General features: G+C 61.7%; 17 protein-coding genes. 2 read left to right on the forward strand and 15 right to left on the reverse strand.

What is annotated here, in order from left to right; all coding sequences use genetic code 11:
• Positions 1-30: 30 nt before the first annotated feature.
• The 4 genes from P3C18_RS15455 to P3C18_RS15470 form a co-directional block, all read right to left on the reverse strand.
• Positions 31-459, reverse strand: coding sequence for an organic hydroperoxide resistance protein (locus P3C18_RS15455; protein ID WP_090256124.1), 429 nt, complete (start codon positions 457-459; stop codon positions 31-33).
• Between the two features lie 512 nt (positions 460-971).
• Entirely contained in the window at positions 972-1,421 is a 450-nt protein-coding gene (locus P3C18_RS15460) for a MarR family transcriptional regulator (protein ID WP_275962738.1), read from the reverse strand.
• 229 nt (positions 1,422-1,650) lie between these two features.
• Positions 1,651-2,535: an SDR family NAD(P)-dependent oxidoreductase gene (locus P3C18_RS15465; RefSeq protein ID WP_275962739.1), complete on the reverse strand. Its 885-nt coding sequence runs from the start codon at positions 2,533-2,535 to the stop codon at positions 1,651-1,653.
• Entirely contained in the window at positions 2,532-4,085 is a 1,554-nt protein-coding gene (locus P3C18_RS15470; RefSeq protein ID WP_275962740.1) for an NAD(P)/FAD-dependent oxidoreductase, read from the reverse strand. Before P3C18_RS15470 ends, P3C18_RS15465 begins: the two co-directional genes overlap by 4 nt.
• Before the next feature lie 115 nt (positions 4,086-4,200).
• Here P3C18_RS15470 and P3C18_RS15475 point away from each other — a divergent pair, with 115 nt between their 5' ends.
• A complete protein-coding gene (locus tag P3C18_RS15475) occupies positions 4,201-4,923 on the forward strand; it encodes a TetR family transcriptional regulator (protein WP_275962741.1) in 723 nt (240 codons plus the stop codon).
• A 59-nt stretch (positions 4,924-4,982) separates the two neighbouring features.
• On the opposite strand, the gene P3C18_RS15480 is transcribed toward P3C18_RS15475, so the two are convergent.
• The 4 genes from P3C18_RS15480 to fnr form a co-directional block, all read right to left on the reverse strand.
• Positions 4,983-5,813, reverse strand: coding sequence for a metal-dependent hydrolase (locus tag P3C18_RS15480; protein WP_275962742.1), 831 nt, complete (start codon positions 5,811-5,813; stop codon positions 4,983-4,985).
• Between the two features lie 306 nt (positions 5,814-6,119).
• Entirely contained in the window at positions 6,120-6,935 is an 816-nt protein-coding gene (locus tag P3C18_RS15485) for an ion transporter (protein WP_275962743.1), read from the reverse strand.
• Between the two features lie 97 nt (positions 6,936-7,032).
• On the reverse strand, positions 7,033-7,581 hold the full coding sequence (locus tag P3C18_RS15490; RefSeq protein WP_275962744.1) for an adenine phosphoribosyltransferase: 549 nt from the start codon (positions 7,579-7,581) through the stop codon (positions 7,033-7,035).
• Between the two features lie 28 nt (positions 7,582-7,609).
• A complete protein-coding gene (fnr, locus tag P3C18_RS15495) occupies positions 7,610-8,344 on the reverse strand; it encodes a fumarate/nitrate reduction transcriptional regulator Fnr (protein WP_275962745.1) in 735 nt (244 codons plus the stop codon).
• Positions 8,345-8,498: 154 nt separating this feature from the next.
• Here fnr and P3C18_RS15500 point away from each other — a divergent pair, with 154 nt between their 5' ends.
• Positions 8,499-8,963 (forward strand): hypothetical protein, encoded by a 465-nt coding sequence (locus P3C18_RS15500; protein ID WP_275962746.1) that lies wholly within the window; start codon positions 8,499-8,501, stop codon positions 8,961-8,963.
• A 25-nt stretch (positions 8,964-8,988) separates the two neighbouring features.
• On the opposite strand, the gene hemN is transcribed toward P3C18_RS15500, so the two are convergent.
• The 7 genes from hemN to ccoG all read right to left on the reverse strand — a co-directional run bounded on the left by hemN (position 8,989) and on the right by ccoG (position 16,100).
• Positions 8,989-10,371 (reverse strand): oxygen-independent coproporphyrinogen III oxidase, encoded by a 1,383-nt coding sequence (gene hemN, locus P3C18_RS15505; RefSeq protein ID WP_275962747.1) that lies wholly within the window; start codon positions 10,369-10,371, stop codon positions 8,989-8,991.
• An 84-nt stretch (positions 10,372-10,455) separates the two neighbouring features.
• Complete coding sequence (locus tag P3C18_RS15510; protein WP_275962748.1) at positions 10,456-11,139, reverse strand: sulfite exporter TauE/SafE family protein; 684 nt, start codon at positions 11,137-11,139, stop codon at positions 10,456-10,458.
• Positions 11,132-11,359, reverse strand: a complete 228-nt coding sequence (gene ccoS, locus P3C18_RS15515; protein WP_275962749.1) for a cbb3-type cytochrome oxidase assembly protein CcoS — start codon at positions 11,357-11,359, stop codon at positions 11,132-11,134. Before ccoS ends, P3C18_RS15510 begins: the two co-directional genes overlap by 8 nt.
• Before the next feature lie 3 nt (positions 11,360-11,362).
• Positions 11,363-11,629, reverse strand: coding sequence for a hypothetical protein (locus P3C18_RS15520; protein WP_275962750.1), 267 nt, complete (start codon positions 11,627-11,629; stop codon positions 11,363-11,365).
• Between the two features lie 113 nt (positions 11,630-11,742).
• A complete protein-coding gene (locus tag P3C18_RS15525; protein ID WP_275962751.1) occupies positions 11,743-14,142 on the reverse strand; it encodes a heavy metal translocating P-type ATPase in 2,400 nt (799 codons plus the stop codon).
• Positions 14,143-14,150: 8 nt separating this feature from the next.
• Positions 14,151-14,675, reverse strand: a complete 525-nt coding sequence (locus P3C18_RS15530; protein WP_275962752.1) for a FixH family protein — start codon at positions 14,673-14,675, stop codon at positions 14,151-14,153.
• Between the two features lie 12 nt (positions 14,676-14,687).
• Complete coding sequence (gene ccoG / locus P3C18_RS15535; protein WP_275962753.1) at positions 14,688-16,100, reverse strand: cytochrome c oxidase accessory protein CcoG; 1,413 nt, start codon at positions 16,098-16,100, stop codon at positions 14,688-14,690.
• Positions 16,101-16,223 lie beyond the last annotated feature (123 nt).

Here is a 16,223-nt window from a genome sequence, read left to right on the forward strand (position 1 = left end):
CTGACTGGCAGCGGCCGGATGAGTGGCGGGTTAGTCGAGCAGCGTCAGGGTGACGTCGATATTGCCGCGGGTGGCGTTGGAGTACGGGCAGACGATGTGTGCACGCTCGATCAGGGTCTGCGCTTGCTCACGGTCCATGCCCGGCAGGCTGATGCGCAGTTCGACTTCGATGCCGAAACCGTTGGGGATCGCGCCGATCCCTACGACACCTTCAATCGAGGCGTCCGCAGGCATTGCCAGCTTGTCGCGGCCGGCGACGAACTTCATCGCGCCGATAAAGCAGGCCGAGTAGCCCGCTGCGAACAGCTGCTCGGGGTTAGTGCCCGCACCGCCTGCACCGCCAAGTTCTTTCGGGGTGGTCAGGGCGACGTCGAGTACGCCGTCGGAGGAGATGGCACGGCCGTCACGGCCGCCAGTGGCTTCTGCGTAGGCACGGTAAGCAATGGTTTGAATCGACATGGTGGTAATCCTCGGAGCTGTTTGGGGTGGTTTGTTTAAGGCGTTGCGGTGTCAGGTGGCGATTAACCTTCGTGGCTGATCAGCCAGTTTGGGTAAAGGCCTTTGCCATCTGCCTGGCTGTCGTCAGCCAGAACTGGGGCGGAAAGGGCGAGCAGGGCGGTGAAAGCGATCAGGATTTTCATAACGGTTCTCCACGACAGTCAGGTTGTTGGGTGAGTGAAGACAACTGCAGGTTTTCGCGGTCTTTTCGCGCTAATGTTTTGTGCGCTAATCAGTTCCATGGGGTGAACTCTAGTGCTCATTAATTTAGCGCGCAAGATATATTTCTGATCATTTAGCGATAAGCGCTGCTTTGTTCGGGCATAAGCGAGGATTGGCGGGCGATTGCGCGATTTTTTGAGCGTGGCGGCAGGGCGAAATTATTGTACGGAGCGGGGAAATGACGGGGGATACGTGACGCGATCTGTTTAACCAGACCGCTGGGGCGGGCGACAGGTCTGTCGCCCAGGTGCTTACACGGCTTGCTGCAGGCTGCTGCGTAGGGCGACCAGCTCAGCCTTGAGCGCGCCGAGCTCCGCAGCGGATTGCTGAGTGGCGGTAAGGATGCAGCCGGGGATGCGTTTGGCCTGTTCGCGCAGGTTGCGGCCCTTGTCGGTGAGGAACAGTTCGACCACACGCTCGTCGACACTGCTGCGGGTGCGCTTGAGCAGGCCTTCGGCTTCCAGGCGTTTGAGCAGCGGGGTGACGGAGCCGGGGTCGGTCAGCATACGGCTGCTGATATCGCCGACGGTGATGCCATCGCTTTCCCAGAGCACCATCATCGCCAGGTACTGCGGGTAGGTCAGGCCCAGCTCCTGCAGCAGCGGCTTGTAGACCTTGGTCAACAGCAGCGACGTCGAATACAGGGCAAAGCACAGCTGGTTATCGAGCAGCAGTTYGGCGCAAGGGTCTTGCGTGTTCATGGCATTCTCCAGCGGTATGGGACAGGTGCCGACAATTTATCGCGCCAACTACTGTTATGCCAATTGAATGCGCGCGGTATTCATCCCGCACAGACAAACGTTAGGCATAAAAAATGGCCGGGAGCCATTTTTAACGTCGCACAGCGACGGCCCGTAGGGTGGCTGCCAGGGATGGCAGGCATAAAAAAGCCCCAGACACCTGCGGCGCTGGGGCTTGAGCTGTTGCCGATTACTCCACGGCAGCCTGGGCTTTCTTGCTTGAGCCTTTCGGTGCAAAGCGCGCGGCCAGGCGCATGGAAGCGGTTACCAGGCGCTGATAGAAGGCCGGCCATAGGCGTTGCATGCCATCCAGGGCGTAGGCGTCCGGGCCGATCAGGATGCGCCGCTTGTTCGCCAGCGCGCCGTTGATGATTACCTGGGCGGCTTTCTCCGGCGTGGTGCGCAGCAACTGATCGTTGAACTGCTGACGCGCCTTGTCGGCATCCTGGCCGGTGACGTTGCTCAGGCTGGCATTCATCCGCGCGGTCTTGGCGATGTTGGTCTTGATCCCGCCAGGGTGCACGCAGCTGGCCGATACACCGCAATCGGCCATGTCCAGCTCCTGGCGCAGCGACTCGGTAAAGCCGCGCACGGCGAACTTGCTGGCGTTGTAGGCGCTCATGCCCGGCTGGGCGAATAGGCCGAAGACGCTGGAGACGTTGACGATATGGCCACTGCCCGAGGCCTTGATATGCGGCAGGAAGGCCTTGGTGCCGTTGACCACGCCCCAGAAGTTGATGTTCATAATCCACTCGTAGTCGGCGTAGTCATTGCCTTCCACGGTGCCGCCCTGGGCCACGCCAGCGTTGTTGAAGATCGCGTTGACCCGGCCGAACTCAGCCACCACCTGGTCCGCCCAGGCATGCACGGCTTCACGGTCGGCAACGTTGACCAGGGTTTCGCTGACCTGCACACCGAGCTTGCGCGCCTGGGCGGCGGTTTCTGCCAGGCCTTCGGCATTCACATCGGAGAGCGCCAGCTGGCAACCCTGACGAGCCAGGCCGAAAGCCAGGGCGCGGCCGATGCCGGAACCGGCGCCGGTGATGGCGGCTACCTTATTTTCAAACGACTTCATGCGCTGGCCTCCTGGGCAGTCAACTGGATAGCGCTGTTCTGCGCCGGGTGTGCCGCGTGTTTACGGCTGAAATGATAGGCCGCCGGGTCAAAGTTGCGCGTCAGCAGGCGAAAACGCCAGGTAAAGCCCGGCCATACCGTACAGTTGCGGCCGCTGACCGGGTGCAGGTACCAGCTGGTGCAGCCGCCGGCATTCCATACGGTGTTGCCCAGGCTGCCTTGCAGCTTGCCGTTGAATTTGTCCTGCACCGCCTGCTTGACCTCCAGGCTCTGCAATTCTTGCTCACCCACCAGTTTGAGCGCGCCCAGCACGTAATGGATCTGCGACTCGATCATATAGACCATCGAGTTGTGGCCCAGCCCGGTGTTCGGCCCCATCAGGAAGAACAGGTTGGGGAAGCCGGCGGTCAGGGTGCCTTTGTAGGCCTGTGGGCCTTCTGGCCAGGTATCGAGTAGGTCGACGCCGCCGCGACCAAACACCACGCCGCGCGGCAGCGGGTCGCTCGGGGTGAAACCGGTGCCGAAGATGATCGCGTCGATCTCGCGCTCTTTACCGTCCACGGTGCGGATGCTGCCGCTGCGGATTTCCTCGATGCCGTCGGTGATCAGGTCAACGTTGGGCTGGGTCAGCGCCGGGAAGTAATCGTTGGAGATCAGCACGCGTTTGCAGCCCATCAGATAATCCGGGGTGACCTTGGCGCGCAGGACCGGGTCCTTGATCTGCTTGTTGATGTACCACTTGCCGACTTTCTGCGCGATGGTCATCACCTTGGGCAGCATGGCAAAGCCGATCACCCGGCTTTCCAGCAGGGCGTAGATGGTGCCGCGCCAGAGCTTCTGCAGCAGCGGGAAACGCTTGAAGCGGTTGCGTTCACGCTCGCTGATAGCGCGGTCGGGCTTGGGCATGATCCACGGCGCGGTGCGCTGGTAGAGGTCTAGCTGGCTGACCTGCTTCTGGATCTGCGGCACGAACTGGATCGACGAGGCGCCGGTGCCGATCACCGCGATGCGCTTGCCGGTGAGGTCATAGCTGTGATCCCACTGCTGCGAGTGGAAGATCTTGCCGGTGAAATCGCCCAGGCCCTTGAGCGCCGGAATCGACGGGGTGGACAGCGCGCCCATGCCGGACACCACGAACTGCGCGGTGTAGCTGTTGCCAGCGCTGTCACTGATCTGCCACAGCTCCTGCTGCTCATCCCAGGCCAGGCGGGTGATTTCGGTGTTCAACTGGGTGTGGTTCTGCAGGCGGTACTTGGCCCAGCAGCTTTCCAGATAACCCTGGATCTCCGGCTGTTTGGCGAACATGCGCGTCCAGTTGGGGTTCTGCTCGAACGAAAAGGAATACAGATGCGATTGCACGTCACAGCCACAGCCCGGGTAATTGTTCACCCGCCAGGTGCCGCCGACGCCGGCTTCTTTCTCGAACAGCAGGAAGTCATGTTCGCCGGCCTGCTTCAGGCGGATGGCCATGCCCAGGCCGGAGAAGCCCGTACCGATAATGGCGACCTTGCAGTGGCGGGTGGCAGAAGGGGGTGAGACGGGTGCATTCATGGCCAAGCTCCTGTTATGTTTATTGCTGGCGTATACAGCTGTATACCAAGGTAGACAAATGTATACTCGCCAGCAAGCAGCATTCTCACAAGCCAACTTTTAGGTAGGGTTCGTCATGCAGGCAGATGCCAGCGCGCAGCAGCCAGCCGCAGAAAAAGCCAGCGAGGCCCCAGGCAAGACCCTGTTACTGGAGGCAGCGTTACGTCTCACCTCAACCAGCCGCAGCCTGAGCAATCTGGGCCTGCGCGAGCTGGCCCGTGAGGCGGGGCTAAACCCCAATACCTTCTATAGGCACTTCAAGGATGTCGATGACCTTGGGCTGACGGTGATCCGGCAGATCTCCACCCAGCTGCGCCAACCGCTGCGCGACCTGCGCCGTGAAGCCGCTGAGCGGGCCGTGCAGTCGACTCAGGCAAGCTCGCCGATGTTGTTTGGCATCGACTTGCAACGCGGTCGACGGGTGTGCCATGAAACCGTGCAGCTGTTCTTTGATTTCGTCGCGCAAAACCCCGAGGCCTTTATCATCGGCGTGCGCGAGCTGCATGGCGCCTCGGCCGTGCTGCGCGCGGCGCTGCAGGAGGTGATGGATGAGTTTGGCGCGGACATGGCCGAGGACATCATCGCCTTCAAGCTGCTGCCGGAAATGGTCAACCCAGCGGTGGTGCTGCAGGTGTCGAACCTGATCAGCCGCAACCTGTTCCAGCTGTCGCTGGACTATATCGGCCAACCCGAGCGGCAAGAGGCAATCTGTGCACTGGCCGAGGAGCAGATCGTTATGCTGTTTACCGGGGCCAGCGTGTTGCAGGGGCTAGGGCAGTTGAAATTGCCTGTGGAGTAGGTGCCTGTCGAACCCATAAAAAACCGGCCGAGGCCGGTTTTTTTATGGCTGGGCAACACTCAGTTGTTAAAGCCCAGACGCTGCCGCCAGCGCTGTTCCAGCGCCTTGCTGTCGTGGTCGAAGGGGTGGAAGCCGGGGCGGTAGTAGTCCAGGTACGGCAGGATCAGTTTGGTCAGGAAGCCGTTGCGTGGGCCGAACAGGGTTTTCAGGCCTTTGCCCCAGCTGCGCCAGTTGAACAGTTGGCCGTCTTTGCGCAGCAGGTGCAGCTGGAACCAGCCAATGACGCCGAAGAAGATCACGGTAGAGATCGCCATCATGCCGACGCGGGTGAAATAACCGCCGTAGACCTTCTGGTACACGTCGTAGCAGACTGCCTTGTGCTCGTTCTCTTCAATCGCGTGCCACATCCACAGCTGGTACAGCTTGGGGTCGTTCATCTGGGTGGTAAGGTCTTCACGCTGCAGCAATTGTTCGGCCATGGTCGCGGTGAAGTGCTCCAGGGCGCAGGTGGCGGCCAGGCGCTGCTTCTTGGTGGTGATCTTGGTGACCCACTCCAGTAGCACCTTGATGCGCAGCTCCAGCAACTCCAGGTCGATATTGTGCTCGGCGGCGTAGTCGTTATAGGCCGCGTGTTCCTTGGAGTGCATGGCTTCCTGGCCGATAAAGGCGCTGATGTCCTTTTTCAGCTGCGGCTCGCTTACCTGTTCGCGCACGGCGCGCACGCTGTCGACGAAGAACTTTTCGCCATAGGGAAACAGCGACGACAGGTTGTTCATGAAGTGGCTCATAAAGGGGTCGCCGGCAAACCAGAACTTCTGGCTTTCATCGAAGGTGAAGTCCATGCGACGCACGGGAAAGCTGGCGGTAGGGGTGCTGGTTTTGGCTGTCATAAGGGCGACTCCTCGGCATATTGGTCGCATTCGCGACCGCTCTTGTTATGGGGCTTGAGACGACAGGCTGGGCTGTCTTGGGCCGTGATTTATCTTTAGCCGAGGGCGTTTTGGGCGCGAGGTCATTCCTGGCCAGGGCGGCCGGAATTGCGCCAACTTATGGATAGTTGTCGGACAGTTGTTCAGGCCCAGGCACTTTAGGGGCGTGAGTTAGCAGCGAGAGGGTGGGCGTTGCGGAAATGCGATCTATGTCAGCACTGCATCGCGCCAGGGCGGCGCGAAGCAGTGCTGCTACGTGTGTTGGCCTCAGCGCTGCTGGCGCAGCTCGGCGACTTCGGCGCGCAGGGCGCGCAGTTCATCGAGCAGCAATTGCTCGGTGGGCGAAGGCGGCGCCAGTTTGGCTTCCTGTTCATGGGTGGTCTGCATGGCATTAACCACCACGGCGATAAACAGGTTGAGCATCATAAAGGTGGCAATCAGGATAAACGGCAGGAAATACATCCACGCCAGCGGGAATGTCTCCATCACCGGGCGCACGATGCCCATCGACCAGCTTTCCAGGGTCATCACCTGGAACAGGGTGTAGAGGCTGGCGCCGAGGCTGCCGAACCACTCGGGGAAGGCAGCGCCGAATAGCTGGGTGGCCATCACCGCCGCCACGTAGAACACCAGGCCGAGCAGCATGGCGATACTGCCCATGCCCGGCAGTGAGGACAGCAGCGCCTCGACCACCCGGCGCATATTCGGGTTGATCGAAATCAGCCGCAGCACGCGCAACACGCGCAGCGCACGCAGCACGGCGAATGGCCCGCTGGACGGCACCAGCGCCACGCCCACCACCAGGCAGTCGAATACTGCCCAGGGATCACGCAGCAGCCCCAGGCCGCGGGCGATAAAGCGCAGCGCCAGTTCCAGGATAAACACCGCGAGAATCAGTTGATCCAACATCAGCAGCAACTCGCCCCAATCGGCCATCAGCCCGGGGTAGGTCTGGATGCCGAGAATCGTCGCGTTGAGGATGATCAGGGCGGTGACCAGGCGGGTGACGGTTGTGCTTTCCATCAGCGCGCCGAGGCGCAGTCGCCAGTGGCTGGACGTCGGGGTTATGGGTAGTTGATTCATGGTCTGTGGGGTACTTGTGTAAGCGGTGGGCGAGTGAGTTCGCGAAGGTCAGCCTGGCCCGGACATGCAGCGCTGCCGTCAGGGCCTTGAGGCGGATTTATTGGTCGTTGAGGGCGAARCTGGTCAGCGCGAAGGTGGGGATGCCGCTGTCCTGCAGTTTCTGCGAGCCGCCCAGTTCGGGCAGATCGATGATCGCGGCGGCTTCGATGATGCTCGCGCCCATGCGCCGTACCAGTTGTGCGGCGGCCAGCAGGGTGCCGCCGGTGGCGATCAGGTCATCGAAAATCAGTACCTTGTCGCCTTCGCAGAGGCTGTCGGCGTGCACTTCCAGTTTGGCTTCGCCGTACTCGGTCTGGTAGCTCTCGCTCAGCACGTCGGCGGGCAGCTTGCCTTGCTTGCGAAACAGGATCAGCGGTTTGTTCAGCTCATAGGCGATGATCGAGCCGATCAGAAAACCGCGCGCATCCATGGCGCCGATATGGCTGAAATCCGCTTCGACGTAACGCTGGATAAAGCTGTCGGCGACCATGCGCAGGGCACGCGGCGACTGGAACAGCGGGGTGATGTCGCGAAAGATCACCCCCGGCTTGGGGAAGTCCACCACCGGGCGGATCAGGGTTTTGATGCTGAATTCGTCGAAGATCATCGGCTAGGTCCTGCGCTGTGCGGGTCGATCAGCCCTCAAGGTTGCCGCCGGCCAATGCGCACAGCTCGATGGGATCGAGGATATGCACTTCCTTGCCTTCGGCTTCGAGCAGCTTGTTCTGTTGGAAGCGGGTAAATACCCGCGATACGGTCTCCACCGCAAGGCCCAAATAGTTACCAATTTCGTTGCGTGACATGGCCAGGCGGAACTGATTGGCCGAGAAACCGCGGGCGCGGAAGCGCGCCGAGAGGTTGACCAGGAAGGTGGCGATGCGTTCGTCGGCGGTTTTTTTCGACAGCAGCAGCATCATCTGCTGATCGTCGCGGATCTCGCGGCTCATGATGCGCATCAGCTGGCGGCGCAGCTGCGGCAGTTGCACCGACAACTCGTCGAGGCGCTCGAAGGGGATTTCACACACCGAGGTGGTTTCCAATGCCATGGCGGACACCGGGTACGCTTCGCTGTCCATGCCGGACAGACCGACCAGTTCGCTGGGCAGGTGGAAGCCGGTGATTTGCTCATCACCGCTGTCGCTCAGGCTGAAGGTTTTCAGCGCGCCGGAGCGCACCGCAAATACTGAATTGAAGGCATCGCCCTGGCGGAACAGGAATTCGCCCTTTTTCAGCGGGCGGCCGCGTTTGACGATTTCGTCGAGCGCGTCCATGTCTTCCAGGTTGAGGGACAGCGGCAGGCACAAGCTCGCCAGGCTGCAATCCTTGCAATGGGCTTGGTGTGGGGTATGCAACTTGATGCTTTCGGACATCGCTGGCGATCCTGAGGGTAAACACACAATAGCCGTAAGGTTACAGCAGGGCGCAGGGTAGGGCCACCAAGACACAAGTCTGATCGAATGTTCAAGTTTTAGCGGGTGCGGCCGATAAACCAGGCGGCTTTGAATATCTGCAAGGAGCATTCGTATGCGTCTGGAATCGACCCACTTGAGTACCCGCATGAACCTGGCGCTGGAGCGTAAGAGCGCTGCGAGCGAAGGCGTTGTGGCAAGCAACGAGGCGGATCAGCAGGCGCTGCGCGACAGCCTGCGGGTGAGCCTGTCGGAGCTGGGCAAGGCCCGCTCCGCCGCGGCAGAGAAGAACCGCGACATTGATGAGAGCAGCCTGCCGGATGTGCTCAAGGATATTCTCAAGATGATCCGCGAACTCAAGGCGCAGATCGAGGCGAAGAAAGCCGAGCTGAAAGAGGTCATGCAGGACCAGAGCCTCAACCCCGAGGCCAAGCGCATAAAGATCGAAGCGCTGCAGGGCGAGCTGGCTTCACTGCAGGGCGCGTTGAGCAGCGCCAACGCGACGCTGATCAAGACCATGCGTGAGCAGAACCTGAGCGACCAGCAGATGCAGGAAGTAGCCACCCTGATTATGAAATGACCTCGGCTCGTATCCTGACAGCCTGCTAGATCACCCGGGAAAAACGCTGCTGGTTTAGCTCGCTGAGGTAGCGATCAAACAGCATGCACAGTGAGCGCACCAGCAGGCGCCCCGCGGGCCGCACTTCGATGCCCTGAGCATTCAACTCTATCAGCCCATCACTGGCCATCTGCTGCAGTTGCGGCCAGACCTCGGCAAAGTAACTGCGAAAATCGATGGCATAGGCCTGTTCGATATCGGCAAAACGCAGCTGAAAATGACAGATCAATTGCTGGATTACCGCTCGCCGCAGCTGGTCGTCGGCATCGCAGTGCAGGCCGCGCAGGGTGGCCAGTTCGCTGTGGCCGAGGCTGTCCTGGTATTTACTCAGGTCGCTGTTGTTCTGGCAGTACAGCTCGCCAATCTGGCTGATCGATGACACCCCCAGACCGATCAGGTCGCAATGGCCATGGGTGGTGTAGCCCTGGAAGTTGCGTTGCAGGCTGCCATCTTCCTGGGCGCTGGCCAGTTCGTCGTCGGGCAGGGCGAAGTGATCCATGCCGATATAGCGGTAACCGGCGGCGCTCAGTTGCTCAATGCTGGCCTGCAGCATGGCCAGCTTGTCGCCTGGGCTGGGCAGGTCGCTGGTGTTGATCCGCCGCTGCGGCATAAAGCGTTCCGGCAGGTGGGCGTAGTTGAACAGCGACAGACGATCGGGCTGCAGGGCAATCACTTCGGCCACAGTGCGGGCGAAACGCTCCGGGGTTTGCAGCGGCAGGCCGTAGATCAGGTCGATGTTTACCGAACGGAACTGCAGGGTGCGCGCGGCTTCGACGATGGCGCGGGTTTCTTCCAGGGTTTGCAGGCGATTGACCGCCCGCTGCACGGCCGGGTCGAGGTCCTGCACCCCCAGACTGACGCGGTTGAAACCCAGCTCGCGGAGCAGGCCCATGGTCGACCAGTCGGCTTCGCGCGGGTCGATCTCGATGCTGTAATCGCCGCTGTCGTCATCCAGCAGGTTGAAATGCTGGCGCAGGTTGCTCATGAGGTGGCGCAGTTCATCGTGGCTGAGAAAGGTCGGGGTGCCGCCGCCGAAGTGCAGCTGTTCGACCTTCTGCTGCGGGTCGAGGTGACGGCTGATGATCTCGATTTCGCGCTCGAGTTTGTCCAGATAGGGCTGGGCGCGGCCGCGATCCTTGGTGATCACCTTGTTGCAGGCGCAGTAGTAGCAGATGTGCGCGCAGAACGGGATGTGCACATACAGCGACAGCGGCCGCAGGGCTTTGCGGCTGTCGCGCAGGGCGTGCAGCAGGTCGAACTGGCTGATGCGCTCATGGAACTGCACGGCGGTCGGGTAGGAGGTGTAACGCGGGCCGGCCTGGTCGTAGCGACGGATCATGGTGCTGTCCCACTGGATGGCGTTGAGCATGCGGGTATTCCCGGTTTGGCTTTCAATACCGGGGAGTCTAAGAGCGCTGCGCCTGGGGTGTTTTGACCTGTATCAAGCGGCCTGCTAGTGGCCCATCAGCCAGTGCTGGTGCGGGCCGGGCATTGTCCATAGGCCGAAGAGGATTACCAGAATACCGCCGGCCATGCGCACGCCTTGTCTGCGTAGCAGGGCGGTCAAACGTTCGGCGGCCATGCCGGTGGCCAGCAGCACCGGCAGGGTGCCGAGGCCGAAGGCCAACATCAGCGCCGCGCTGCTCAATGCATTGCCCTGGCTCGCGGCCCACAGCAGGGTGCTGTAGACCAGGCCGCAGGGCAGCCAGCCCCACAGGCTGCCGAGCACCAGGGCACGCGGCAGGCTGGTGACCGGCATAAAGCGGCGGGTTAGCGGTTGGATATGTCGCCAAAGGCCACGACCGAGGGCTTCGATACGGGTCAGTCCGCTCCACCAGCCGGCCAGGTACAGCCCCATGGCAATCAGCAACAGCGCTGCAATCACGCGCAGGCCCATGACCAAAGGGCTGTTGGCTACTGCCCAGCCGGCCAGGCCGAGCAGTAGGCCGGCCAGGCTGTAACTGAAAATACGCCCCAGGTTATAGGCCAGCAGCAGTTGAAAGCGCTGTGCGCGCCGCTCGGGTGGGATGGCCAGGGTCAGTGCGCCCATCAGGCCGCCACACATACCCAGGCAGTGGCCGCCGCCGAGCAGGCCGAGAATCAGCGCCGAAATCAGCAGCGGCAGTAGCTCAAGCACCGGGCTTGTCCTGTGGCTTCTGTTCGGTCTCGGGGTCGTCGAGCTGCTGCACCTGGTTTACGGCGGCAGTGTGTTTGGGGTCTTCGTCGTCGAACAGGATGCTGTGGGCCGGGCCGTCGAGGTCGTCGTACTGGCCGCTGTCCACCGCCCAGAAGAACAGCCAGATGGCAAAGGCCACCAGGGCGATGGCAACCGGGATCAGGATATAGAGGGCGGGCATGGCTTAGTGGCTCCGGCGCAAGAGTTGTCGCAGATCGAGGCTGGCAACTGGGAAGAGTCTGTCCGGGCTGCGACCGGTCAGTGCGACGAAGGCAAACAGAGCATTAAGGAAAAGCATGATCAGGGTGTCCGGCAGGCTGTCAGTAAACAGACTGCTGAGCGTGGTCTGCTGGCTGATCAGCGCGGTAGCAACGTGGTAGGCCATAAACAGCTGCAGACTGAACAGCACCACGGCCAGTAAGCGCACCCACCCGGCAACCTTGCCAGTCATGTTGTTTTGCATAGGACCTCGCCGGGCGTATTAGTGGACTGTTTGACTTGTGGATGTCGCTTTTTACATCCACCGGAGCAACGTTGTGGTGGATCGGTGAAGCGTGATCCACCCTACGTGCGAGTCAGGCGCAGGGCGTTGACCACCACCAGCAGTGAACTGACTGACATGCCCAGCGCCGCCCAGATCGGCGTGATCCAGCCAATGGCGGCGAAGGGTAGCACCAGGCCATTGTACAGGCTGGCCCAGGTCAGATTCTCGATGATGATGCGCCGGGTTCGTTGCGCCATGTGTAGCGCCTGCACCAGGCTGCTCAATCGGTTGGACAGCAGTACGGCATCGGCGCTGGTTTTTGCCAGGTCGGTGGCGCTGCCCATGGCCACGCTGATATCGGCGGCGGCCAATACCGGCACATCGTTAACCCCGTCACCGAGCATCAGCACCCGGCGGCCCTGGCTGTGCAATTGTTTCAGCACATCCAGCTTGGCATCCGGAGTGAGGCCGCCACGGGCGTCAATGATGCCCAGTTGGCGCGCCACTTCGCCGACCATCGGCGAGCTGTCACCGGACAGCAGCAGGATCTGCCAGCCCTTGGCCTTGGCCATGTCGATCAGTTGCGGTGCGTCTTCGCGCAGGCGGTCATTCAATACGAACCAGGCCAGCGGCCCTTGCTCATCACCCAGCAGCAGCCATTGGCCGTGTTCGCCGCTAATCGCAGGGGCGGGCTGAGTACTGAGTGCGCAGACAAAATTGGCCTCGCCGATACGCAGCCGCCGCCCGCCGACATACCCTTGCAGGCCCAGGCCTGGATGGCTGTCGACTGCTTCGGCGGCTTCAGGGGCCTGGCCGAAGGCGCGGGCAATCGGGTGTTCGGAGCGGTTTTCCAGGGCGGCGGCTAGGGCCAGACAGTTGTCGGCATCCAGATCGCGCAGGGGGTGGATGGCGCTAAGGGTCAGGCGGCCTTCGGTAAGGGTGCCGGTCTTGTCCAGCACCAGGGTGTCGATCTGGTTCAGGCCTTCCAATACATGGCCACGGGTCAGCAACATGCCTAGTTTGTGCAGCGAGCCAGTGGCGGCGGTGAGCGCTGTGGGTGTAGCCAACGCCAGGGCGCACGGGCAGGTGGCGWCCAGCAGGGCCAGGACGATCCAGAATGCGCGCGAGGGATCRAGCTGCCACCAGACCAGGCCGACGATGGCCGCTACCACCAGCACGATTAGCAGGAACCACTGCGCAACCCGGTCGGCCAGTACCGCCAGGCGCGGCTTGTCGCTCTGCGCGCGCTCCAGCAGGCGGACGATGGCCGACAGGCGCGTGGCATCACCAAGCGCCTGTACTTCAACCTGCAACGGTCCTTCGACATTCAGGGTGCCGGCAGTAACGCTGTCGCCAACGTTACGCGCCTGTGGCAGGTACTCGCCGGTGAGCACGGACTCATCCACGCTCGACTGACCCTGAACAATCCGCCCGTCAGCGGGCAGCAGAGCGCCAGGCGGTACTAGCACCTGATCGCCGACGCGCAATTCGCTCAGCAAAATGCGCTGGCTCTGGCCATCGGCAGCCAGGCGCAGGCAGGAGGCCGGCAGCAGATTGACCAGCTGCGAGGTGGCGGCGGCTGTGCGTTCGCGGGCGCGGCGCTCCAGATAGCGGCCGGCCAACAGAAACAGGGCAAACATGCCCACGGCATCGAAATACAGTTCGCCCTGGCCGGTGACGGTTGACCAGATGCCGGCGATGTAGGCACCGCCAATCGCCAGCGAGACCGACACATCCATGGTCAGGTGGCGGGTACGCAGGTCGCGCAGCGCGCCACGGAAGAACTGACCGCAGCAGTAGAAGACTATCGGCGTGGTGAGAAACAGGCTGACCCAGCGCAGGATCTTGTCCAGCTCGGGGCTGAGGTCGATATTGAATTCCGGCCAGGTAGCCATGGTCGCCATCATCACCTGCATCCACAGCATGCCGGCCACCCCCAGTTCGCGCATGGCGCGGCGGTTCTCACGCTGCAGCTGTTCGGCGGCGGCATCGGCCTGCCAGGGATGGGCGGCGTAGCCGATCTTGCGCAGGGCTTTGAGCAGGCTGCTGAGCGGCAGTTGGCTGTCGGCCCAGCGCACCTGCAGGCGGTGGTTGGACAGGTTGAGGTGCGCCTCGCTAACGCCGGGCAGGGTGCGCAGGTGCTTTTCAATCAGCCAGCCACAGGCCGCGCAGCTGATGCCTTCGATCAACAGGCAGGTTTCGCTGAGTTCGCCGTTATGCTCGACAAAAGGCTGCTGCACGTCGCTGCGGTCATACAACGCCAGCTCATCGGGCAGCGCCTGGGGCAGGCTCTGCGGGTTGGCGGCGCTTTCGCTGCGGTGTTTGTAATAGTGCTCCAGGCCGCCGCTGACAATGGCTTCGGCCACTGCCTGACAGCCCGGGCAGCACATCTCGCGGGTTGCGCCCAGTACCTGGGCCTGGAAACGGCTGCCGGCGGGAACCGGCAGACCACAGTGATAGCAGGGAGTCGGGCTGGCCATCGGTGCGCTTATTGAGCATCCCCGAGAAGGATGTTCTGCCCGCTTTGCACGTTCTCTTCTTCGAACAGACGCCAGTCCTTGCCGCCTTCCTGGCCGATTAGTTCGACAAAGCGCCGGCCTTGCACGGCGTCGATCATCTGTCCGCTGTAACTGCCATCGGCCTGCGGCTGCAGAATCACCCGGCGGTCGCGCTCGGGTTGGGTCGGCGAGATCAGGTTGAGCACCAATTGCTGCGGCCGGCTGTTGCCGCTCAGTTGCAGGGTGGCGGTGCCGTTGTCATCGTTGAGCAGCAGGCTGGCGTGCAGCTTGAGGCGAATGGCGTGGTTTTCCCGCTCCAGGGACTGGTTGATGCCTTTGCCGACGTCGTAATAGTCATCGGAAATCAGCCCCGGCGGGTTCTTCGTGGCGATGGTCAGCAGGGTCAGCCCCTGGACCACTGAATAGGCCAGCAGGCCAATCAGGAACCAGGGCCAGAATTGCTTGTACCAGGGCTTGATGATTTCGGCGTTCTTTTCAGCTATGGGTTCAGGCATGGGCTTCTCTAATCAGCGTACGCTGGGGCCGATAAAGCGGCTGGCGGCGTCGGTTTTGATGCTTGGGTCATCCACCGAGTGCAGGTGGAAGGTGATTTCATTGGTGCTCGAAGGTAGTTTTTCCGGCTCGATGGACAGTTCAACCGGCAGCGACAGCACCTCGCCAGCGATTGCCCTGATCTCGCGCTTGCCTTCGTACACCAGGCCTTCAAGGCCGTCAGCTTCGATCAGATAAGTGACCTCGTGCTGGGCCTTGTTCATGATCTTCAGGGTGTAGACGTTCTCGATCCGGCCTTCTTCGTTTTCGCGGTAGAGCACGCGGTCTTTCAGCACATCCAGCTCCACCAGCGAGCGGTCGGCGATGGCCCAGGCGAACACGCAGAACATGGCCAGCAGGGCGATGGCGTAACCGATCAGGCGCGGGCGCACCAGGTGGGTTTTCTGCCCGGAAAGATTGTGTTCGGTGGTGTAGCTGATCAGCCCTTTCGGGTAGTTCATCTTCTCCATGATGCTGTCGCAGGCATCGACGCAGGCCGCGCAGCCGATGCATTCGATCTGCAGGCCGTCGCGGATGTCGATGCCGGTAGGGCAGACGTGCACGCACATCTTGCAGTCGATGCAGTCGCCCAGGCCTTCAGCCTTGTAGTCGGCATCGCGTTTGCGCGGGCCACGGTGTTCGCCGCGGCGCGGATCGTAGGAGACGATCAGGGTGTCCTGGTCGAACATCACGCTCTGGAAGCGCGCATAGGGGCACATGTAGATGCACACCTGCTCGCGCAGGTAGCCGGCGTTGCCGTAGGTGGCGAGGGTGAAGAAACCGACCCAGAACAGCGCCCAGCCGCCGGCTTGCAGGGTGAACAGCTCGGGAATCAATTCGCGGATTGGCGTGAAGTAGCCGACGAAGGTAATCGCGGTAACCAGCGACACGCCGACCCAGATGCCGTGCTTGGCCAGCTTGCGCAGAAATTTCTGCGTGGTCATCGGCGCCTTGTCGAGCTTCATGCGCTGGTTGCGATCACCTTCGGTGACCTTTTCCGCCCACATAAATACCCAAGTGAACACGCTTTGCGGACAGGTGTAGCCGCACCACACGCGGCCAGCGAACACGGTGATAAAGAACAGGCCGAAGGCGGCGATGATCAACAGCGCCGAGAGCAGGACGAAATCCTGCGGCCAGTAGGTGGAGCCGAAGATATAGAACTTGCGCTCCGGCAGGTTCCACCAGACGGCCTGACGGCCATTCCAGGTCAACCATACGGTGCCGAAGTACAACAGAAAGAGGGCTGCGCCACCGAGCATGCGCAAGTTGCGGAAGATACCGGTGAAGGAGCGGGTGTAGATTTTTTCGCGGTTGGCGTACAGGTCAACAACTTCGACCTTGGCCGGGGCAGGGGTGACGTCTTTAACTGGAATCTGTGCACTCATCAGTTCGTACCACGGCGGTTGATTGGCTGCCCTGGTCGATACGTGCCGGCCGGGGTCATACGGGCTCTTGCGCTATGGTACGCCTGACGATTGCCTGGCAGGTGCGACCTGCGGTCGCGCCTG

It is taken from the genome of Pseudomonas sp. 1928-m (genome assembly GCF_029269135.1).
Classification (GTDB): Bacteria; Pseudomonadota; Gammaproteobacteria; order Pseudomonadales; family Pseudomonadaceae; genus Aquipseudomonas.